This window comes from Luteimonas sp. MC1895, from assembly GCF_016457215.1.
Classification (GTDB): Bacteria; Pseudomonadota; Gammaproteobacteria; order Xanthomonadales; family Xanthomonadaceae; genus Luteimonas.
The window spans coordinates 1-18,617 of the sequence record NZ_JAEMDY010000006.1; the positions used below are offsets into that span (position 1 = coordinate 1).

At 72.5% G+C, this 18,617-nt stretch carries 18 protein-coding genes and 4 tRNA genes; 7 read left to right on the plus strand and 15 right to left on the minus strand.

Annotated elements, in window-relative coordinates:
- The 12 genes from JG616_RS12160 to JG616_RS12210 all read right to left on the minus strand — a co-directional run.
- Positions 1–121: GTP-binding protein (locus tag JG616_RS12160; RefSeq protein ID WP_049419246.1), on the minus strand; the 121-nt coding region annotated here is incomplete at its 3' end.
- 60 nt (positions 122–181) lie between these two features.
- A tRNA-Thr gene (locus JG616_RS12165) sits at positions 182–257 on the minus strand.
- A 43-nt stretch (positions 258–300) separates the two neighbouring features.
- Positions 301–374, minus strand: a tRNA-Gly gene (locus JG616_RS12170).
- 13 nt (positions 375–387) lie between these two features.
- A tRNA-Tyr gene (locus JG616_RS12175) sits at positions 388–473 on the minus strand.
- Positions 474–548: 75 nt separating this feature from the next.
- Positions 549–1,640, minus strand: a complete 1,092-nt coding sequence (ychF, locus tag JG616_RS12180; RefSeq protein ID WP_199392759.1) for a redox-regulated ATPase YchF — start codon at positions 1,638–1,640, stop codon at positions 549–551.
- Positions 1,641–1,647: 7 nt separating this feature from the next.
- Complete coding sequence (pth, locus tag JG616_RS12185) at positions 1,648–2,229, minus strand: aminoacyl-tRNA hydrolase (protein ID WP_199362939.1); 582 nt, start codon at positions 2,227–2,229, stop codon at positions 1,648–1,650.
- Between the two features lie 51 nt (positions 2,230–2,280).
- Positions 2,281–2,934, minus strand: coding sequence for a 50S ribosomal protein L25/general stress protein Ctc (locus JG616_RS12190; RefSeq protein ID WP_199362938.1), 654 nt, complete (start codon positions 2,932–2,934; stop codon positions 2,281–2,283).
- 109 nt (positions 2,935–3,043) lie between these two features.
- On the minus strand, positions 3,044–4,006 hold the full coding sequence (locus JG616_RS12195; RefSeq protein WP_199392760.1) for a ribose-phosphate diphosphokinase: 963 nt from the start codon (positions 4,004–4,006) through the stop codon (positions 3,044–3,046).
- Positions 4,007–4,042: 36 nt separating this feature from the next.
- A tRNA-Gln gene (locus tag JG616_RS12200) sits at positions 4,043–4,119 on the minus strand.
- On the minus strand, positions 4,082–4,981 hold the full coding sequence (ispE, locus tag JG616_RS12205) for a 4-(cytidine 5'-diphospho)-2-C-methyl-D-erythritol kinase (protein ID WP_343225022.1): 900 nt from the start codon (positions 4,979–4,981) through the stop codon (positions 4,082–4,084). The genes JG616_RS12200 and ispE overlap by 38 nt, the downstream gene beginning before the upstream one ends.
- The gene (lolB, locus tag JG616_RS13670; protein ID WP_235973133.1) at positions 4,978–5,628 is read right to left on the minus strand and encodes a lipoprotein insertase outer membrane protein LolB; all 651 of its coding nucleotides are present in this window, start codon (positions 5,626–5,628) and stop codon (positions 4,978–4,980) included. Before lolB ends, ispE begins: the two co-directional genes overlap by 4 nt.
- The gene (locus JG616_RS12210) at positions 5,625–7,268 is read right to left on the minus strand and encodes a tetratricopeptide repeat protein (RefSeq protein WP_343225023.1); all 1,644 of its coding nucleotides are present in this window, start codon (positions 7,266–7,268) and stop codon (positions 5,625–5,627) included. Before JG616_RS12210 ends, lolB begins: the two co-directional genes overlap by 4 nt.
- Positions 7,269–7,398: 130 nt before the next feature.
- On the opposite strand from JG616_RS12210, the gene hemA reads away from it, so the two are divergent.
- From hemA to ppk2, 4 genes are read left to right on the plus strand one after another with little or no spacing between them, the layout of a single operon-like run.
- Positions 7,399–8,721: a glutamyl-tRNA reductase gene (hemA, locus tag JG616_RS12215; RefSeq protein ID WP_199362953.1), complete on the plus strand. Its 1,323-nt coding sequence runs from the start codon at positions 7,399–7,401 to the stop codon at positions 8,719–8,721.
- Positions 8,699–9,787, plus strand: a complete 1,089-nt coding sequence (gene prfA / locus JG616_RS12220) for a peptide chain release factor 1 (RefSeq protein WP_199362933.1) — start codon at positions 8,699–8,701, stop codon at positions 9,785–9,787. Before hemA ends, prfA begins: the two co-directional genes overlap by 23 nt.
- 19 nt (positions 9,788–9,806) lie before the next feature.
- Positions 9,807–11,534 carry a tetratricopeptide repeat protein gene (locus tag JG616_RS12225; protein ID WP_199392763.1) on the plus strand — a complete coding sequence of 576 codons (1,728 nt, stop codon included), beginning with the start codon at positions 9,807–9,809 and terminating at the stop codon, positions 11,532–11,534.
- A 53-nt stretch (positions 11,535–11,587) separates the two neighbouring features.
- Positions 11,588–12,373, plus strand: coding sequence for a polyphosphate kinase 2 (gene ppk2, locus JG616_RS12230; protein ID WP_199392764.1), 786 nt, complete (start codon positions 11,588–11,590; stop codon positions 12,371–12,373).
- A 40-nt stretch (positions 12,374–12,413) separates the two neighbouring features.
- On the opposite strand, the gene JG616_RS12235 is transcribed toward ppk2, so the two are convergent.
- Entirely contained in the window at positions 12,414–13,007 is a 594-nt protein-coding gene (locus JG616_RS12235) for a TlpA disulfide reductase family protein (RefSeq protein WP_199392765.1), read from the minus strand.
- Positions 13,008–13,011: 4 nt separating this feature from the next.
- On the minus strand, positions 13,012–14,280 hold the full coding sequence (locus JG616_RS12240) for a YihY family inner membrane protein (protein ID WP_199362929.1): 1,269 nt from the start codon (positions 14,278–14,280) through the stop codon (positions 13,012–13,014).
- A gap of 88 nt (positions 14,281–14,368) precedes the next feature.
- Here JG616_RS12240 and wrbA point away from each other — a divergent pair, with 88 nt between their 5' ends.
- From wrbA to JG616_RS12255, 3 genes are read left to right on the plus strand one after another with little or no spacing between them, the layout of a single operon-like run.
- Entirely contained in the window at positions 14,369–14,959 is a 591-nt protein-coding gene (gene wrbA / locus JG616_RS12245) for an NAD(P)H:quinone oxidoreductase (protein WP_199392766.1), read from the plus strand.
- Entirely contained in the window at positions 14,959–15,318 is a 360-nt protein-coding gene (locus tag JG616_RS12250; RefSeq protein WP_199392767.1) for a DUF2069 domain-containing protein, read from the plus strand. Before wrbA ends, JG616_RS12250 begins: the two co-directional genes overlap by 1 nt.
- Positions 15,319–15,376: 58 nt before the next feature.
- Positions 15,377–15,862 (plus strand): asparaginase domain-containing protein, encoded by a 486-nt coding sequence (locus JG616_RS12255; RefSeq protein ID WP_199392768.1) that lies wholly within the window; start codon positions 15,377–15,379, stop codon positions 15,860–15,862.
- A 589-nt stretch (positions 15,863–16,451) separates the two neighbouring features.
- Here JG616_RS12255 and JG616_RS12260 read toward each other — a convergent pair.
- Positions 16,452–18,503 (minus strand): S8 family peptidase, encoded by a 2,052-nt coding sequence (locus JG616_RS12260; protein ID WP_343225024.1) that lies wholly within the window; start codon positions 18,501–18,503, stop codon positions 16,452–16,454.
- Positions 18,504–18,617: the final 114 nt, after the last annotated feature.

The following is an 18,617-nucleotide window of genomic DNA, read 5'->3' on the forward strand; positions in this document are numbered from 1 at the left end:
CGAAACGCTCCGCACCGATCTTCGTCAGCGCCGCCGTCAGCGTCGTCTTGCCGTGGTCCACGTGACCGATCGTGCCCACGTTCACGTGGGGCTTGGTGCGCTCGAACTTACCCTTGGCCATGATTGCGTATCTCGTTGAACTGTTGGGTGGAAGGCCGCGCGTTCGGCTGCGGCCCGAAGATGGTGCTCACGACTGGAATCGAACCAGTGACCTCCTCCTTACCAAGGAGGTGCTCTACCGACTGAGCTACGTGAGCGTGAGTTGTACCCTGGCGCCGGGTTTCCAATGATACCCCGCGGTGGAGCGGGAGACGGGAATCGAACCCGCACCATCAGCTTGGAAGGCTGAGGTTCTACCGTTGAACTACTCCCGCGCCGGGGATGAACTGGTGGAGGGAGGTGGATTCGAACCACCGAAGGCGTAAGCCAGCAGATTTACAGTCTGCCCCCGTTGGCCGCTTGGGTATCCCTCCAGCAAAAGACAAGCCGGTGAAACAGCCCACGATTTTGACGGCGCGCGAGGCGGCTGTCAACGCCTGTGATCGCTTTCAGACGTTGAAGCGGAAATGCAGGACGTCGCCTTCCTGCACGCGGTACTCCTTGCCCTCCAGGCGCAGCCGTCCGGCCTCGCGTGCGCCGGCTTCGCCGCGGTAGCGGATGAAGTCGTCGTAGCCGATGGTCTCGGCGCGGATGAAGCCCTTCTCGAAGTCGGTATGGATCACCGCCGCCGCCTGCGGCGCGGTCGATCCGGCCCTGACCGTCCAGGCGCGGACTTCCTTCACCCCGGCGGTGAAGTAGGTCTGCAGCCCGAGCAGGTTGTAGGCGGCGCGGATGACGCGGTTCAGGCCGGGCTCGTCCAGGCCGAGGTCGCGCAGGAACTCGTCGCGGTCCGCGTCCTCGAGCTGGCTCAGCTCCTCCTCGATCGCGGCCGAGACCGGCACCACCTCGGCACCCTCGCCCACCGCGCGCGCGCGCACCGCATCCAGATGCGGATTGCCCTCGAAACCGTCCTCGAGCACGTTGGCCACGTACATCACCGGCTTCAGCGTCAGCAGGAACAGGTCGCGCACCGCGGCCCGGTCGTCCTCGGAAAGCCCCAGCGCGCGCGCCGGCGTGCCGGCGTCGAGCCCGGCGCGCACCCGCGCCAGCACCTCGACCCGCGCCTTGGCGTCCTTGTCGCCGGTCTTGGCCGAGCGCTCGGCGCGCTGCAGGGCCTTGTCCACCGATTCCAGGTCGGCCAGCGCCAGCTCGGTGTCGATGGTGTCGATGTCGGCGAGGGGGTCGACGCGGTTGTTGACGTGGATGACGTCGGGATTCTCGAAGCAGCGCACCACGTGGGTGATCGCGTCGACCTCGCGGATGTGGGCCAGGAACTTGTTGCCCAGGCCCTCGCCGCTGGCGGCACCGGCCACCAGGCCAGCGATGTCGACGAACTCGACCGCGGTCGGGATCACCTTCTGCGGATTGATGATCTCCGCCAGGGCATTCAGCCGCGGGTCCGGCACCGGCACCACGCCCACGTTGGGCTCGATGGTGCAGAACGGGAAGTTGGCGGCGGCGATGCCCGCCTTGGTCAAGGCGTTGAAGAGGGTCGACTTGCCGACGTTCGGCAGGCCGACGATGCCGCAGGTAATGCCCATAGCTGTGTCAGGTCCTGTTGGTATGCAGCCGCTTCATGGCTTCGTTGAAATCGCCGGCCATGGCCAGCGGCAGCACGTCGAGCGCGTCGTCGATCGCGCGCCCGATGAGGATGTCGTCGTCCGGCGACGCCCGCCCCAGCACCCAGCCGGTCACCCGGTCCTTGTGCCCGGGATGGCCGATGCCGACGCGCAGGCGGTGGAAGCGGCCGTGGCCGAGCAGGCGCATGGTGTCGCGCAGCCCGTTCTGGCCGCCGTGGCCACCGTCGAACTTGAGCCGGACGGTGCCCGGCGGGAGATCCAGCTCGTCGTGGACCAGCAGCGCCTGCTCCGGCTGGATCTTCCAGAAATTCAGCGCGGCCAGTACCGACTTGCCGCTGAGGTTCATGAACGTGGCCGGCTTCAGCAGCCAGGCCTCGTGGCCGGCGATCCGCAGCTTCGCGGTCTCGCCGAACAGCTTGCCGTCGACCCTGAAGCGCTCGCCCCCGCGCTCGGCCAGGGTGTCGACAAGACGGAACCCGGCGTTGTGCCGGGTCCGTGCATGTTCCGGGCCGGGGTTGCCCAGCCCGACGATGAGGCGGATGCCGTCCATCGCATCGGCGCGGGCCGGCGCTCCCCGGAGGAAGCGCCAGCGCGCAGCGCCTTACTTGTCCTCGCCAGCGTCCTGCTTGCTGGTGGGCACCTCGCCGTCGCCCTCGCCCTCGCCTTCCGGCTCGGCCTCGACGCGCGCGTGGCGGGCCACGGCGACGGCGGGGTTGTGGTCGCCGTCGAGCTTGGTCGCCAGTTCGACGCCCTTGGGCAGCACGACCTCGGACAGGTGGACGGTGCCACCGATCTCCATCTTCGCCAGGTCGACTTCGATCGACTCGGGCAGGTCGCCCGGCAGGCAGACCACCTCGACCTCGTTCAGCTCCTGGGTCAGCACCACGCCCGCGGTCTTGCCGGCCGGCGAGGTCTCGGCGTTCACCAGGTGCAGCGGCACGCTGACGCGGATCGCTTCCTTGGCGTTCACGCGCTGGAAGTCCAGGTGCATGATCAGCTGGCGGTAGGGATGGCGCTGCATGTCACGCAGCAACACCGGCTCCACCTTGCCGTCGACCTCGAGGTCGATGATCGAGGCGTAGAACCACTCGTGCTGGCTGGCGACCCAGGTCTTTTCCTGGTCGAGCTGGATGCTCTGCGGGGCGCTGTCGCCGCCGTAGATGATGGCCGGGACCTTGCCGGTGAGACGCAGGCGGCGGCTCGCACCCTTCCCCTCGTCCTTGCGGCTGGTGGCCGTGATCTTCTGGTTGCTCATTGTTGGTTACTCACTTGCTGGATTGGCCCGCCTCGCGGCGGAAAGACGGCTCCCCCGCGACCAGGGGAGCCGGAACACACGGATGCGGACGCGCGCGGCCCGGAGGCCGTCAGTCCACGTAGAGCGAGCTCACCGACTCGCCGCCGGCGATGCGGCGGATGGTCTCGGCCAGCAGCTCCGCAACGCTCAGCTGGCGGATGCGGCCGCAGGCGCGGGCCGCGTCGGAAAGCGGAATGGTATCAGTGACCACCAGCTCGTCGAGCTGTGAGCGGGTCAGGTTGTCGATCGCCGCGCCCGACAGCACCGGGTGGGTGCAGTAGGCCACGACCTTGGTCGCGCCCTGCGCCTTGAGCGCCGCGGCGGCCGCGCACAGGGTCCCGGCGGTGTCGACGATGTCGTCGACGAGCACGCAGGTCTTGCCGGCCACGTCGCCGATGATGTTCATCACCGTGGCGACGTTGGCCTTCGGGCGGCGCTTGTCGATGATCGCGAGGTCGGCGTCGTCCAGGCGCTTGGCGATCGCCCGCGCGCGCACCACGCCGCCGACGTCGGGACTGACCACGACCATGTTGTCGGTGCCGTGCGCGCGCCAGATGTCGGCCAGCAGCAGCGGCGAGGCGTAGACGTTGTCGACCGGGATGTCGAAGAAGCCCTGGATCTGGTCGGCGTGCAGGTCGATGGTGAGCAGGCCGTCGGCGCCGGCGACGGTGAACATCTTGGCCGCCAGCTTGGCGGTGATCGGCACGCGCGAGGAGCGCATGCGCCGGTCCTGGCGCGCGTAGCCGAAGTACGGCACCACCGCGGTGATGCTCGAGGTGGATGCGCGCTTGAGCGCGTCGATCAGCGCCATCAGCTCCATGAAGTGCTCGGCGGTCGGCGCGCAGGTGGACTGCACCACGAACACGTCCTGGCGGCGCACGTTCTCCTCGATCTCGACCTGCACCTCGCCATCCGAGAAGGTCGATACCAGCGCCTTGCCCGGCCGCACCCCGAGTTCGCGGCAGACGGCCTGGGCGAGCGGACGGTTGGCATTGCCGGAGAAGATCAGCAGGTTGCCATCTTCCTTTTTCACGGGACTACTCCGCTGGACGCTGCGATGACGAAGGATTGGCAGGGGCGGCAGGATTCGAACCTGCGGATGCCGGGATCAAAACCCGGTGCCTTGGGCCACTTGGCGACGCCCCTGCGGTGAACCGGCCGCAAGTGCATCCAGCAGCGGCGATCGCGACACGCCCGCGACCACGCGGGCGCGAAACCCTGGCGGCAGCGTGGCGAGCGCGGCCTCGGCGGGTCCGCGCGCGGCGAACTCGACGAAGCAACCGCTGCCCGTCCCGGTGAGGCGTGGCGTGCCGGCGCGCGCGAGCGCCTGGAACACGGCCTCCACGGCAGGTTCCAGGCGACGCAGCACCGGCTCGAACGCATTGCCGAGCGGAGCACCCGAAGCGAAGTCCGCCATTGTCGCGGGCGCGGCATCCCTCGTCAATTCAGGGGCTTGGAACAGGGCCGCGGTGGCCACGTGGACGCCGGGGTCGGCGACCAGGTACCAGGCCGGCGCAAGGTCCAGCGGCCGCAGCCGCTCCCCCACGCCCTCGGCCCAGGCGCTGTGGCCGTGGACGAAGACCGGGACATCGGCGCCGAGGCGCGCACCCAGCGCCGCCAGTGCATCGACGTCCGCGCCAAGGCCCCAGAGGGCGTCCAGCGCGCGCAGCACGGTGGCCGCGTCCGAGGAGCCCCCGCCAAACCCACCGCCTGCAGGAATGCGCTTTTCGACGCGGATGTCGACACCTTGGGCGACGTTGAACGCATCCTGCAGCAATCGCGCTGCACGCAGGCTGAGGTCCGCGGCCTCGGGCACGTCCGACAGGTCACCGCCGTGGCGCACGATCCTGCCGTCCCCGCGCAGACGCAGATGCACCCTGTCACCCCAGTCGAGCAGGCGGAACACGGTCTGCAGCTCGTGGTAGCCGTCCGGACGTCGCCCGGTGATGCGCAGAAACAGGTTCAGCTTGGCCGGCGCGGGCCAGGCCGACCACCCGGCCGCCGTCACGGGCCGGCCCCGCTCCAGGTATCGACTACCAGGCGGACGCCGGCGTCGCCGCGGCGGGCGTCGATGCGCAGCGGCAGCGCGGGCGCCGCGCCGTCCTGCGGGCGCCAGGCGCGATAGTCGATGCTCCAGCCGCCCTGCTCCAGCCGCGCCGGCAGCAGGTCGGCACCGAACGCCATGCGCGCCGGGCCGTGCACGGCCTCGTCGGCCGGCAGCCCGCGCAGCCAGGCGCCCAGCGCGTCCACGGGCACTTCGAGGCCGGTGGCGTCGAACAGCAGGGACTGGCCATCCGGGCCGCTGAGCGGACCGCCGTCGAGTCCTTCCAGCCGGGCCCCATCGTCGTCGACCGCGAGCCGCCAGCTCTGCCGGGTCACCGGCGCGGCCAGCGCCACCGCGAACGCCGCGCCGTCCTGCTGCCATTCGATGCGCCCGCTGCCGCCCTTTCCGGCGCGGGTGATCGCGGCCCGTCCGGACAGGCTCCAGGCCGGCATCGCCGACAGCGCCCGGGCGCGATCGGCCTGCAGGGCTTCGGCCCCCGCCTGCGCGGCGGCATCGAGGGTCGGCAGCGGCGCCGGCGCCGGCGGGCGCGTCGCGCAGGCCGCGAGCAGGCCCGTGCAGGCCAGCACCATCACGATCCGGAGCGTCCTCATGCGCCGATATCCTCCAGCGCGCGGCGCAGCGACCGGTTGTCGGGGTCGATCGCGCGGGCCTGCTCGAACCACTCCCGCGCCTCGTCGCGCCGTCCCAGCTGCCACAGCACGGTGCCGACGTGGGAGGCGATCTCGGCGTCCTTCTCCAGCACGAAGGCCCGGCGCAGCTCCACCAGGGCCTCCTCGTTGCGGCCCAGGCGATGCAGCACCCAGCCGTAGCTGTCGATAATCGCGGCGTTGGCGGGCTCGGCGATGCGCGCGCGCTCGATCAGCTCCAGTGCCTCCGCGTAGCGGTCGGTGCGGTCGGCGAGCGTGTAGCCCAGCGCGTTGAGTGCGGCGGTGCTGTCCGGCTCGGCGACCAGGATGCGGCGCAGGTCGGCCTCGGCGCGCGGGATGTCGTCGCGGCGCTCCCACATCAGGGCGCGCGAGTACAGCAGGGCGGATTCGTCCGGAAATGCCGCCAGGCCGCGTGCCAGGGCGTCGAGTTCGGCGGCGTCGTCGGTGTCGGCGCGCCGCAGCTCGGACTCCATCAGGTAGGCGTCCCGGCGCAGGCGCTCGTTGGCCGCGGCGTCCTGCTGCAGCGCGCCCAGGGCGGCCCAGGCCTCGTCCTTCCGGCCGAGGTCGTGCAGCACCTTGGTTTCGCGCAGGCGCGCGGTGTCGCGCTCGGTGCCGCCCGGCACGCTGCGGTACCAGTCCAGCGCCTCGCCCGGACGCTCCAGGAATTCGGCCACCTGTCCCAGCAGCAGCCGGCGCGCCGGGTTGGGGACTTCGGCGCCGGCGGACAGGCCCTGGTACAGCGCGGCCAGGGCCTGCTTGTCGTCGGCATCGGCCAGCAGCGAGGCACGGAGCGCGAGCTGGCCGAGATCGGTGTCGGGCCCGGGATTGGCCGCCAGCAGGGCGGCGCCGGCGGCCGGGTCGCCCAGCTCGGCATAGCCCAGCGCGATGCGCTCGCGGATCCGCGGGCCCGCGGCACCGCCGGCGGCCAGTGCGTCGAGCACCGCGCGGGCCTCGGCGCTGCGGCCGGCGCGATGCAGGTGGCTGACGCGCAGCAGGCCCATCGCCGGATCGCCGGGATGGAGCTCGCGGGCGACCGCGTCGATGCGCCCGAACAGCGCGTCGTCGCCGAGGCCAAGCGCCAGCTGCCCGGCCGCGGCCAGGGCGATGGGGCTGGTCGGCAGGACGTCGCGCTCGAACAGCTGTCCCAGCACCCGGGCCGACAGCTCGGGGTCGCGGCTGCCGGTGCCGAGCACGCTGTAGGCGGCAAGCCAGCCGCGGGCCCCGCCGTCGCGCAGCATCGACTCCAGCTCGCGGCGCGCGACGCGCGCGCGGCCGGTGCGCAGGGCGAGCGTGGCGCGGGCACCCTGCATGCCGAGCGACTCCGGCGCGCGGGCGCTCCACAGTGCCAGCGCCTCCTTCAGCGCACCGTCGTCGCGGCCCATCAGCGCGTACTGGGTGGCGCGCGACGCCAGCGCCGCGTCGCCGGACGCAGCGCGGGCCGCCTGCAGGTACCAGGTGACGGCCTCTTCCGGTCGCCCCGACGAGACCGCGAACTCCGCCGCCAGCACCTCGCGCAGCGGCGGCGTGGCCGGCGCCCCGCGCGCGGCCGCGGGCGCCACCGGGAGCGCCAGGCAGAGGGCCACGACGAGGGTCCCGACCGCGGTCCGAAGCCGGGCGGAATGCCCGCCAACCGGGGTCCCGGACGCGGGAGGCGCAGGCACCGTAAAATAAGGCCGTGTCATGCCAGCACTTTATCGCAAGCACCCCGAGCACATGAGCCTCCTCGCCATCGGCCTCAACCACCAGACCGCGCCGGTTGAACTGCGCGAACGGGTGGCGTTTGCCAGCGACCGGCTGGAGCGCGCGCTGGCCGACCTGCGCGGCCTGCCCGGCGTGCACGAGGTGGCCCTGCTGTCGACCTGCAACCGCACCGAGCTCTACGCGGTGGCGGACGACGAGGGGCGCGCGCTGGTGAACTGGCTGGCCACACACCCGGACGATCCGATGGGCGATGCCGGCTCGCTGCAGGCCTACCTGTACCGGCACGCCGGCGACGACGCCGCCCGCCACCTGTTCCGCGTCGCCACCGGCCTGGACTCGATGGTGCTGGGCGAGCCGCAGATCCTCGGCCAGGTGAAGCAGGCCTGGGCGGCCGCGCGCGGCGCCGGCACGCTCGGCGGCCATCTCGACCGCCTGTTCCAGCACGCCTTCGTCACCGCCAAGCGCGCGCGCACCGAGACCCGGATCGGCAACAGCCCGGTGTCGATGGCCTCGATGGCGGTGCGCCTGGCCCAGGACAGCTTCGCGCGACCCGAGGATTCGGTGGCGCTCCTGGTCGGCGCCGGCGAGACCATCGAGCTCGCGGCGCGCCACCTCGCGGCCGCCAGGGTGAAGCGGCTGGTCATCGCCAACCGCACGTACCGCCACGCCGAGGAACTCGCGCACCGCCACGGCGGCACCGCGCTGCCGCTGGAAGAGCTGCAGCACCACCTTCACCTGGCCGACATCGTGCTGTCGGCGACCGCCAGCCGCGAGCCGGTGATCCGCCACGCCGACGTCAAGGCGGCGCTGGCCGCACGCCGGCAGCGGCCGATGCTGCTGCTGGACCTGGCCGTGCCCCGCGACATCGAGCCCGAAGTCGGCCAGCTGCGCGATGCCTACCTCTACTCGGTCGACGACCTCGAGCGCGCGGTCGAGGACAACCGCCGCAACCGCCGCGAGGCCGCCGACGCCGCGGAATCGATCATCGACCTGCAGGTGGCGCGCTATGCGCGCGTGCAGGCCACCGGCGCACGCAGCGGTCCGATCCGGCGGCTTCGCGCCCACGGCGACGCCGTGCGCGCCGACGTTCTGGAACGCGCACGCCAGCAGCTGGCCGCGGGCCAGTCGCCAGAAGCCACGCTGGAGTACCTGGCGCACACCCTCACCAACCGCCTGCTGCACCCGCCCACCGCCGCCCTGCGCGACGCCGCGGCCAGCGGGGACGGCGCGATGCTGGACGCGATCTCGCGCATGCTGCCGCCCGACGCCGGCACCCCTGCCGACCACGCCCCCCGCGACCCCCGCAACCCCGATGCTCCCGACGCTGCGCCGTAAGCTGGAGGCCCTGGCCGAGCGCCGCGACGAGCTCGAGCGCCTGCTCGCCGAGCCCGCGATCGCCGCCGACCAGGCCCGGTTCCGCGCGCTGTCGCGCGAGTTCTCCGGGCTGGAACCGCTCGCCGCCGCGCTCGCCGACGAGACCCGCGCGCGCGCCGACCTCGAGGCCGCCGAGGCGATGCGCACCGATCCGGAGCTGCGCGAGCTGGCCGACGAGGAGGTCGACGCCGCCACCGCGCGGCTGGCCGAGCTCGATGACGCGCTGATGGCGCTGCTGGTCCCGCGCGACGCGCGCGACGACGGCGGCATCTGGCTCGAGGTGCGCGCTGGCACCGGCGGCGACGAGGCCGCGATCTTCGCCGGCGACCTGCTGCGGATGTACACCCGCTACGCCGAGCGCCAGGGTTGGAAGGTCGAGATCGAATCCGCCAACCCCGGCGAACACGGTGGCGTGCGCGAGGCCGTGGCCCGGATCGAGGGCGCGGGCGCGTACGCGCGGCTGAAGTTCGAGTCCGGCACCCACCGCGTGCAGCGCGTGCCCGAGACCGAGTCGCAGGGTCGCATCCACACCTCGGCAGCCACGGTCGCGATCATCCCGGTGGAAGAAGAAGGCGAGCCGGTCGAGATCAACCCGGCCGACCTGCGCGTCGACACCTTCCGCTCCTCCGGCGCCGGCGGCCAGCACGTCAACAAGACCGACTCGGCGATCCGCATCACCCACCTCCCCAGCGGCGTGGTGGTGGAATCGCAGACCGAGCGCTCGCAGCACGCCAACCGCGACAAGGCGATGAAGCGGCTGCGCGCGACCCTGGCCCAGGCCGAGGCCGACCGCCGTGCCGCGGCCACCGCCGCCAGCCGCAAGCTGCAGGTCGGCAGCGGCGACCGCAGCCAGCGCATCCGCACCTACAACTATCCCCAGGGCCGGATCACCGACCACCGTATCGAAGGCCTGACCCTGTACGACCTGCCCAACGTGATGGACGGCGCGCTCGACCTGCTGGTCGACCGCCTGGCCCGCGAGCACCAGGCCGACGAACTGGCGCGGCTGGCGGAGCAGGCGGCGTGAGGCCGGGGCCGCGGGACGCGTGACCGGCGCGCGCGATCCCCGCGACGCCGCGCGCCGCGCCACGGCGGCGGCCCCCGGCAATGCCGTCGCCTGGATCGTGCTGGCCGACGCCGAACTCGATGCCGGCGACGCCGCGGCCGGTGAGGTCGCGGTCCAGCGCGCGCTGGCCCTGGCGCCCGGCCATCCCGAAGCGCTGGCCCGGCTGGGCCGCCTGCACTGGATGCGCGGCCGCCACCGCGAGGCCGTCGACAGCCTCGCCCGGGCGGCCCGGGGAGCCCCGCGCCACCCCGGGATCGCGCTGTGGCTCGGGCACGTGCTGGAAGACGCCGGCCAGGCCGAAGCCGCCGCCGAAGCCTATGCACGGGCCCACGCGCTGGCGCCGGACGCGGCGCAGATCGCCGCCCATCTCCTCGCCTGGCGCCGCAAGCTGTGCGACTGGCGCGGCCTGGACGCGCTGTCGGCACAGGTGCGCGGCGCCGTCGCGCGCGGCGAGGCGGCGGTCGAACCCTTCGCGTTCCTCAGCGAGGACGGCGACGCCGTCGAGCAATTGCGCTGCGCGCGCCTGAGCGCGGCACAGGTCGCGCACCAGGCGCGGCCGCTGCCGCCGCGCGCGATGGCCGCAGCCGGAACCCTGCGCGTCGGCTTCCTGTCCAACGGCTTCGGCGCGCATCCGACCGGCCTGCTCACCGTGGCCTTGCTGGAAGCCCTGCGTGCCGAAGCCGGGCTCGAGGCCCACCTGTTCGCGCTCAACCCCGACGACGGCAGCGCGATCCGCCAGCGCCTGGAGGCCGCGACCACGCTGCACGACGTCGCCGCCCTGCCCCATGCCGCAGTGGCGCAGCGCATCCGCGACGCGGGCATCGACATCCTCCACGACCTGCGCGGCTGGGGCGGCGGCGGCGCGCCGGGCGTGCTGGCCATGCGCCCGGCGCCGGTGCAGGTCAACTGGCTGGCCTATCCGGGCACCTCGGGCGCGCCGTGGATCGACTACGTGCTGGCCGATGACGTCGTGCTGCCGACGGCGCTGGAAACGGGGTTTTCGGAAGCCGTTGCGCGCCTGCCGCGCTGCTTCCAGCCCTCCGACACGCGGCGTGCGCCGGGACCGCCGCCTTCGCGCGGCGAGTGCGGATTGCCCGACGCCGGCGTGGTCTTCTGCTGCTTCAACAACAGCTACAAGATGAATCCGGCCAGCTTCATGCGCGCGATGGCGGTGCTGCGCGGCGTGCCCGGCAGCGTGCTCTGGCTGCTCTCCGGCCCCGGCCGGGGCGACGACCGTCTGCGCGCGGCGGCGACGGCCGCGGGCATCGATCCCGCGCGGCTGGTGTTCATGGCCAAGCAGCCGCACGCCGCCTACCTCGCGCGGCTGCAGCTCGCCGACCTGTTCCTGGACAGCAATCCCTACAACGCCCACACCACGGCATCCGACGCGCTCTGGGCCGGCTGCCCGGTGCTGACTTGTCCCGGACGCACCTTCGCCGCGCGGGTCGCGGGCAGCCTGAACCACCATCTGGGCCTGGGCGCGCTCAACGTGGCCGACGCTGCGGCGTACGTGGAGCTCGCCACCGCGCTGGGCCGGGACCCGGCGCGGCTGGCCGGGCTGCGTGCGCGGCTGGCCGGCCTGCGCGGGAGCTCGGGCCTGTTCGACATGGCCGGCTTCGCGCGCGACTTCGCGGCCATGGCCCGGGCGATGGCCGCGCGCCATCGGAACGGGCTTCCGCCCGCCGGCCTCCGGCTCGACGGCGCTTGACCGCGGCGCGCGGATGCCGCCCCATCCGGGGACCGACGGGAAGGAGCGCACAGGTGAAGACGTTCAAGGGCAAGGCGTACGCGGCCGAGCTGAAGGCCATGCAGCACGAGCTGGTGGCGATGGCGCGCTGGGCCCGCCACTGCGGCGAGCGCATCGCGATCGTCATGGAAGGCCGCGACACCGCCGGCAAGGGCGGCGCGATCAAGGCCATCACCGAGCACCTGGACACGCGCCAGTACCGCGTGGTGGCCCTGCCCAGGCCGAGCGAACGCGAACAGGGCGAGTGGTACTTCCAGCGCCATGTGCAGCACCTGCCGGCCGCGGGCGAGATCGTGCTGTTCGACCGCAGCTGGTACAACCGCGCCGGCGTCGAGAAGGTGATGGGCTTCGCCAGCGACGCCCAGGTCGAGGCCTTCCTCGGCCAGGTCCCGGCGTTCGAGCAGCTGCTGGTCGGCGACGGCATCCGTCTGTTCAAGTACTGGCTGTGCTGCGACCAGGCGCAGCAGGAGAAGCGCTTCGCCGAGCGGCTGGACGATCCGCTCAAGGCCTGGAAGCTGTCGCCGATCGACGTCGAGGCGCGCCTGCGCTACGACGACTACACCCGCGCCCGCGAGGCGATGCTGGCGGCGACGCATACCACGCACGCACCCTGGACCCTGGTCGACTTCAACCACCAGAAGTCCGGACGGCTGGCGCTGATCCGCCACCTGCTCGACCGCCTGCCGGACGTGACCGTCCCCGCACACAGGCCGGACTTCGCGCCCCTGCCCGGGCCGCCGTCCACGGAGCGCTACGGCGTGCTGCAGCCGATCCCTCCCTACGGCAGCGACGGCGACTGAGCGCCGCGGCTGCGCGGTCGGTCGATCCCCGCTTGCGCGGCTACGCGCCCTCGCCGGGCGCGGGACCGCCGGCAGCCTCGATGGCCTGCTCGAGCTCCAGGGCGGTCACCGGGCCGAGGAAGGCCTTGACCCGCCGGCCGTCCGGCGCGACCAGCACGGTCAGCGGCAGGCCGCGGGGCGTCGGGAAGTCCGCCGGCGGCTCGTAGGTGCTGACGATGGCGACCGGGTAGACCACCGGGCGCTCGGCGAGAAAGGCGCGCAGGGTCTCGGCGTCGGTCTCCTCGTAGGCCAGCCCGATCACCTCCACGTGCTCGCGCATGGCATCGAGCGCCGACAGCTCGGGCATCTCCTTGAGGCAGGGCGCGCACCAGGTCGCCCAGAAGTTGACGACCACCCAGCGGCCGCGACGCTCGGCCAGGTCGAAGCGTTCGCCGTCGAGCGTGGTCACGACCAGCGACGGGAACTCCTCGCTGGAGGTCGTCCCGGTCGCCTCGCCCGCCGGGTTATCAACGGACGGTTCCTGCGCGGCGGACGGAGCGCTTGCCGGCGCCTGGGCCACTCCCTCGCGATCAGGCTGGCAGGCCGCGAGGAGCAGCAGGGCAAGGCAGGTTGCGAGGGCGTGGCGCAGCGGCATGGCGTCAGGTCCGGTTCTGGTCGAGGCAGTCGCCGACGCGGCGACGCAGGAGGTCGCGCAGCGGCAGGCGCAGCGCGTCGATGGTGGCGATCACCGCGGCGCCGCGGGCGTCGTCGGCGCCCGGCAGGTGGGCCTCGGCGATCGGGATGCGCAGCTGGCCGGCTTCGTAGAGTTCGGCCAGGGTCAGCGCGTCGAGGTCGCGGGCGAGCAGCCACTCGCCCGACTCGGCCCTGCGGACGACGTTGATCGAGGCCAGCTGGCCCAGGGTCTCCTGCACCAGGGCGTCGGTCAGGACCGGCTCGCACTCCAGGATCTCGTCGCTGTGCAGGCCGCCGCCAGTGGCGCGCGCTTCGCGGAAGCGGTCCAGCAGGCGCAGCATCGCGTAGATCTCGTAGCCCTGCGGAAGGCGCAGGTGGGCCGGCTGGTAGCGGAAGGCCGAGACCGAGGCCGCGAACGAAGCTCCCAGCAGGATGCTGACCCAGCCGAGGTACAGCCAGAGCAGGAAGATCGGCACGAAGGCCACCGCGCCATAGATGTTCTGGTAGGCGTTGAAGCTGCCGAGGTAGAGGCTGATCAGGCGCCGGCCGATCTCCAGCAGCACCACCGCCACCAGGGCGCCGGCGAACGCGTGGCGCCACTGCACCGTGCGATGCGGCACCACGCGGTAGATGGTCGCGAACGCCAGCAGCTCGATCACCACCGGCGCCGCGTCCAGCATCGCCCCCTGCAGCCACTGCCCGGCGCCGCTGCGGAAGACGTCCAGGGCGAACAGCCGCCCGAGCACCGACAGGCTGGCCGCCGCCACCAGCGCGCCGAGCGTCAGCACGGTCCAGTAGACGAGGAAGCGCGACAGCTGCGGGCGGGCAGTATGCACGCGCCAGATGCGGTTGAACGCCGCCTCGATGCCGACCAGGGTCACCAGCACCGACACCACCAGCGCGATCACGCCGACCGCCGTGAGCTTGCCGGTGTTCTCGGAGAACGACATCAGCCAGTCGCGGATGCCCTGGGCCGAGCTGGGAACGAAGTTCGCGAACACGAACTCGCTGAGCAGGTCGCGCCACTCCTCGAACACCGGGAACGCCGACAGCACCCCGAACACCACCATCGACAGCGGCACCAGGGCGAAGGTCGTGGTGAACGACAGCGCGCCGGCGGCCTCGAACAGGCGGTCGTCGAGGAAGCGCCGCCAAAGGAAGCGCGCGAAGGTCAGCGCGCGCGCGCGGTCGCGCAGGCGGTCGGCCCAGCGGTTGAGCGAATCCAGTGGCTCCATCGTGGCGAGGTTAACCGATCGCACCGGCCCCATCGCAGCGCGCGCAGGGCCGCTGCGGCTATGCTTCCCGGCCCCGCGAGGAGTCGCCATGCCCGAGATCCTGGTCCTGTACTACAGCCGCGGCGGCTCGGTCGCCGCGCTCGCGCGGCAGATCGCGCGCGGCATCGGCGAGGTCGAGGGCATGTCCGCGCGCCTGCGCACGGTGCCACCGGTGGCGTCGGTGACCGTGGCCACGCAGCCACCGGTGCCCGAAGACGGCGCGCCCTACGTCGAGCTGCGCGACCTGGCCGAATGCGCCGGTCTGCTGGTCGGCAGCCCGACCCGCTTCGGCAACATGGCGGCACCGATGAAGCACTTCCTCGACGGCCTCGGCAGCGAATGGGCCAGCGGCACCCTGGTCGGCAAGCCGGCGGCCGTGTTCACCTCGACCGCCACCCAGCACGGCGGCCAGGAGTCGACCCTGCTCACGATGATGCTGCCGCTGCTGCACCACGGCTGCGTCATCGCCGGCATTCCCTTCACCGAGCCGGGGCTGTCGTCCACGCGCACCGGGGGCACGCCCTACGGCGCCAGCCACGTCGCCGGCGGCGACAACGATCCGACGCCCAGCGAGGACGAGGCCAGGCTTGCGCGCGCGCTCGGCCGGCGCATCGCCGCCCTGGCGGCGAGGCTGGGCTGATGCCGGCGACGACGTCCGGGCGCGTGCTTGCCGCCCTGCTGCTGGCGCTGGCGGCGCTGTTCGCGGCCTGGTTCGCGGGCGACGCGCGCTACCTGCAGGCGCTGGCGGTGTTCGCGCTGCCGCCGCTGCTGCTGGCCATCGGCGTGCTGGCCGGGCGGCGCACCGCGGCCTTCTGGTCCGGCGTGCTGGGATTGGGGTGGTTCTGCCACGGCGTCATGCTGGCGTGGGAGCGCGCGGACGGGCGCGGCTACGCACTGGGCGAGGTGCTGCTGGCGCTGGGCATCATCGTGGCCTCGAGCTGGCCGGGACTGCAGGCGCGCTTCGCCGGCCGCGGCAAGCGGCGCGCCGCGAACGACTAGAATGCGCACCCGGCCCGCGCGATGCGGGTCACGGCTGCCGCAATCGAGGACACGCACGATGGAAGAACTGCTGATCGTCACCACCGGGGGCACGATCGACAAGGTCTATTTCGACGACAAGTCGGACTTCCAGGTGGGCGAGCCGCAGATCGGCCGGATCCTCGAGGAACTCGGCGTGGCCTTCCGCTTCCGCGTGATCCCGATCCTGCGCAAGGATTCGCTGCACATCGACGACGGCGATCGCGAGCTGCTGCGCGCCACCATCGCGGCGCAGGCCACGCGCCACGTGCTGGTCACCCACGGCACCGACACCATGGTCGAGACCGCCAGGGCGCTGGCGCCGCTGGCCGACCGCACCATCGTGCTGACCGGGGCGCTCAACCCGGCGCGCTTCCGCGGCTCGGACGCCGAGTTCAACATCGGCACCGCGGTCGGTGCGGTGCAGTCGCTGTCCGCCGGCGTCTACATCGCCATGAACGGACGCATCTGGGACCCGCTCACGGTCCGCAAGAACGTGGCCGCGAACCGCTTCGAGCCGGCCTGACCGCGCGGCCCGGGACGGCACGCCGGGGGACACGGAACCCGAGATGGTTGCTCCGGACAGGGTGCGCCGCCCGCCACGGAGGCAGGGGGCATGCCCAGCCGGATGTCTCCGCGTCCTGCTCCCATCATCCGGCCGCCGGCCATCCATGGCCGGCTCTGGTCATGCCCCCTGCCTCCGCGGCGAGCCCGACCGTTTTCGCTGTCTGGGAAAGCCGAGTGCGCGCCCCTCGCTGCCCCCACAGATGCGGCACCAACTGCGGCCACGATTCCTGCGCCAACGACTGGTCGACGCGGTGAGCGTGGCAGCGGCGGCAGCGGCGGCAGCGGCGGCATTTGACCTTCGTTCCGAAGCCGGCGATGGCCGGTGCTCGTCCCGCGCACAGGGGGTGTGCGTACAGCCGGCCAGGGATGGCCGGCGGCCGGCCTTGGGAGCAGGATGCGGGCAGGACCGGGCAGCACACCCCCGGTGCGCGGGGCGGGCGGCGCGAAAGCACACCCCCTGTGCGCGGGACGGGCGGCGCGAACCCCGTCGGCAAAAAAAGAAAACGGCGGACGGGTCGCCCCGTCCGCCGCCGTCAGCACCGCCGTGGTCAGTAGCTGCCGACCAGGCTCAGGCCCGAGTACGCGCTGTAGCCGCGCACCATGACGTGCCAGGTGCCGGCCGCCGGATTGCTGATGGTGCAGGTCTCGTTGTTGCCACCCTGGTACGGACGGCAGGTGTAGGTGGTGGTGGTCGGCGCCGAACCCTGGCGCACGTAGAGGTCGGCATCACCCGTGCCGCCGGACGTCTGCACCCGGAGCTGGGTGCGGCCCGCCGGCACCTGGATGGTATAGCGGCGCTCGCTCGACGCCGCACCGGACAGGCCGGTCACCGGCACGCCGTTCTGCAGCACGCTGCCACCGCCGCCACCGCCGGTGGCATAGCTGGCGGTGAGGGTGGCGCCCGAGAACGCCGAGTAGCCACTCAGCATCACGTGCCACGTACCTGCCTGCGGCGTGGCGAAGCTGCAGGTTTCGGCATTGCCCGACCGGTAGGGGCGGCAGTCGTAGGTCGACGTGGTCGGCTGCGACCCGAAGCGCACGTACATGTCGAGGTCGCCGGTGCCGCCCGCGGTGGCGATGTTGAGGTTGGTCGCCCCGGCCGGCACGGTGACGGTCCAGTACTGGGTGCTGCCCGAGGCGCCGGCCACGCTGACGGGCGCGCCGTTCTGCAGGACGCCGCCCGGGTTCGGGTTGGGATTGCCGCCGCCACCCGCGGCCGCATCGACCGCCGCCTTGGCATCGAGGATGCCGGCGCCGATCGGCTGCGACGGCGTGGACGGGAAGGCGCGGGCGGTGCTCTTGATCAGCGCCTCGACCTGCGCCGGGGTCTTGGCCGGGTTGGCCACCGACTGGATCAGGGCGACCACGCCGGCCACGTGCGGCGCGGCCATCGAGGTGCCGCTGTAGCTGGCATAGCTTTCGGCGCCCGGGCCCTGGCTGCCGCTGTTGAGCGTGGACTGGATGCTCGAACCCGGCGCGGCGATGTCGACGATCGCGCCGTAGTTGGAGAAGCTGGAGCGCGCGCCGGTGCTGGTGATCGAGCCGACGGCGATCACGTTGCCGCAGTTCGCCGGCGAGAAGCCCGAGGTGTTCGCGTTGCTGTTGCCCGCGGCGATCACGATCGTGGAGCCGCGGCCGACCGCGCCGTTGATCGCGCTCTGCATCGCGCTGCCGCAGCTGCCGGAGCCACCGAGGCTGAGGTTAATGGCTTCCGCCGGGTTGGCGTTGGCCGGCACGCCGCTGACCGAACCGCCCGAGGCCCAGATCACCGCGTCGGCGATGTCGGAGTCGTAGCCACCGCCACGGCCAAGCACGCGCACGGGCACGATCCTGGCGCCATACGCCGTGCCGGCCACGCCCTTGCCGTTGTTGGTCAGCGCGGCCACCGTGCCGGCGACGTGGGTGCCGTGCCAGCTCGATGCGTTGCCGCCGTAGTAGTCGCCCGGATCGCTGGCGTCGCCGTCGCGGCCGTTGCCGTCGCCGGCGACCGCGGTGTCGGCGATGAAGTCATAGCCGGGCAGCACGTTGGCATTGAGGTCGCTGTGGCTGGCGATGCCGGTATCGAGCACCGCGACCACGGTCCCGGCGCCGCTGGTGGTGTCCCAGGCCTGGGTGGCGCGGATGCCGCCGGCTCCGGTGCCAAAGCCCCACTGCTGCGAGAACTGGGGATCGTTCGGCGTCATGACCAGCGTGTTGAGCTTGTCGACCTCGACGTACTCGACGTTCGGATTGGCCGCGATTTGCCGCATCAGGGTTTCGGCCTCGACGCGGTCGAGCTTGCGGCTGGTGGTGATCACCTCGGCGCCCACGGCCATACGGCGCTCGTGGCGCAGCACCAGCGGCGCGGCGCGGCGCGAGGCCGGGACCACGCCGGCCGCGGCGCGCAGCGCGGCGTCGCGCTCCTTGGGACTGGCCTGTTCCGGGCTGCCATCGACGTACTTCACGATGAAGCGATCGTGCTGCTGCGAGGCCTGGAGGCCGCTGAGCTCGACGCGCTCGGCGGCGAGGGCCGGCAACGCGACCGCAAGGGACGACAGGACCGCGGTGGTGGCGACCGCGAGGGCGTGCAGGCGCACGCGGCGAAGCTTGGCGTCGGACATGAGTGGTTTTTCCCGGAGTGAACGAGGTGCCGCGCGCGCGGCGGGACGGCGCCGCCGCTCCGGGAACCCCTCCCCGTCCGTGGCAGCCGCCGGATGCGGACTGACACTTTCCGT

Excerpts from the sequence above, each read along its gene's own strand:
- ychF (WP_199392759.1), bottom strand. The coding sequence starts at position 1,640 with ATGGGCATTACCTGCGGCATCGTCGGCCTGCCGAACGTCGGCAAGTCG.
- lolB (WP_235973133.1), bottom strand. The coding sequence starts at position 5,628 with ATGAGGACGCTCCGGATCGTGATGGTGCTGGCCTGCACGGGCCTGCTC.
- wrbA (WP_199392766.1), top strand. The coding sequence starts at position 14,369 with ATGCCCGAGATCCTGGTCCTGTACTACAGCCGCGGCGGCTCGGTCGCC.
- JG616_RS12255 (WP_199392768.1), top strand. The coding sequence starts at position 15,377 with ATGGAAGAACTGCTGATCGTCACCACCGGGGGCACGATCGACAAGGTC.
- JG616_RS12240 (WP_199362929.1), bottom strand. The coding sequence starts at position 14,280 with ATGGAGCCACTGGATTCGCTCAACCGCTGGGCCGACCGCCTGCGCGAC.
- prfA (WP_199362933.1), top strand. The coding sequence starts at position 8,699 with ATGCTCCCGACGCTGCGCCGTAAGCTGGAGGCCCTGGCCGAGCGCCGC.
- hemA (WP_199362953.1), top strand. The coding sequence starts at position 7,399 with ATGAGCCTCCTCGCCATCGGCCTCAACCACCAGACCGCGCCGGTTGAA.
- JG616_RS12235 (WP_199392765.1), bottom strand. The coding sequence starts at position 13,007 with ATGCCGCTGCGCCACGCCCTCGCAACCTGCCTTGCCCTGCTGCTCCTC.
- JG616_RS12250 (WP_199392767.1), top strand. The coding sequence starts at position 14,959 with ATGCCGGCGACGACGTCCGGGCGCGTGCTTGCCGCCCTGCTGCTGGCG.
- JG616_RS12190 (WP_199362938.1), bottom strand. The coding sequence starts at position 2,934 with ATGAGCAACCAGAAGATCACGGCCACCAGCCGCAAGGACGAGGGGAAG.
- pth (WP_199362939.1), bottom strand. The coding sequence starts at position 2,229 with ATGGACGGCATCCGCCTCATCGTCGGGCTGGGCAACCCCGGCCCGGAA.
- JG616_RS12260 (WP_343225024.1), bottom strand. The coding sequence starts at position 18,503 with ATGTCCGACGCCAAGCTTCGCCGCGTGCGCCTGCACGCCCTCGCGGTC.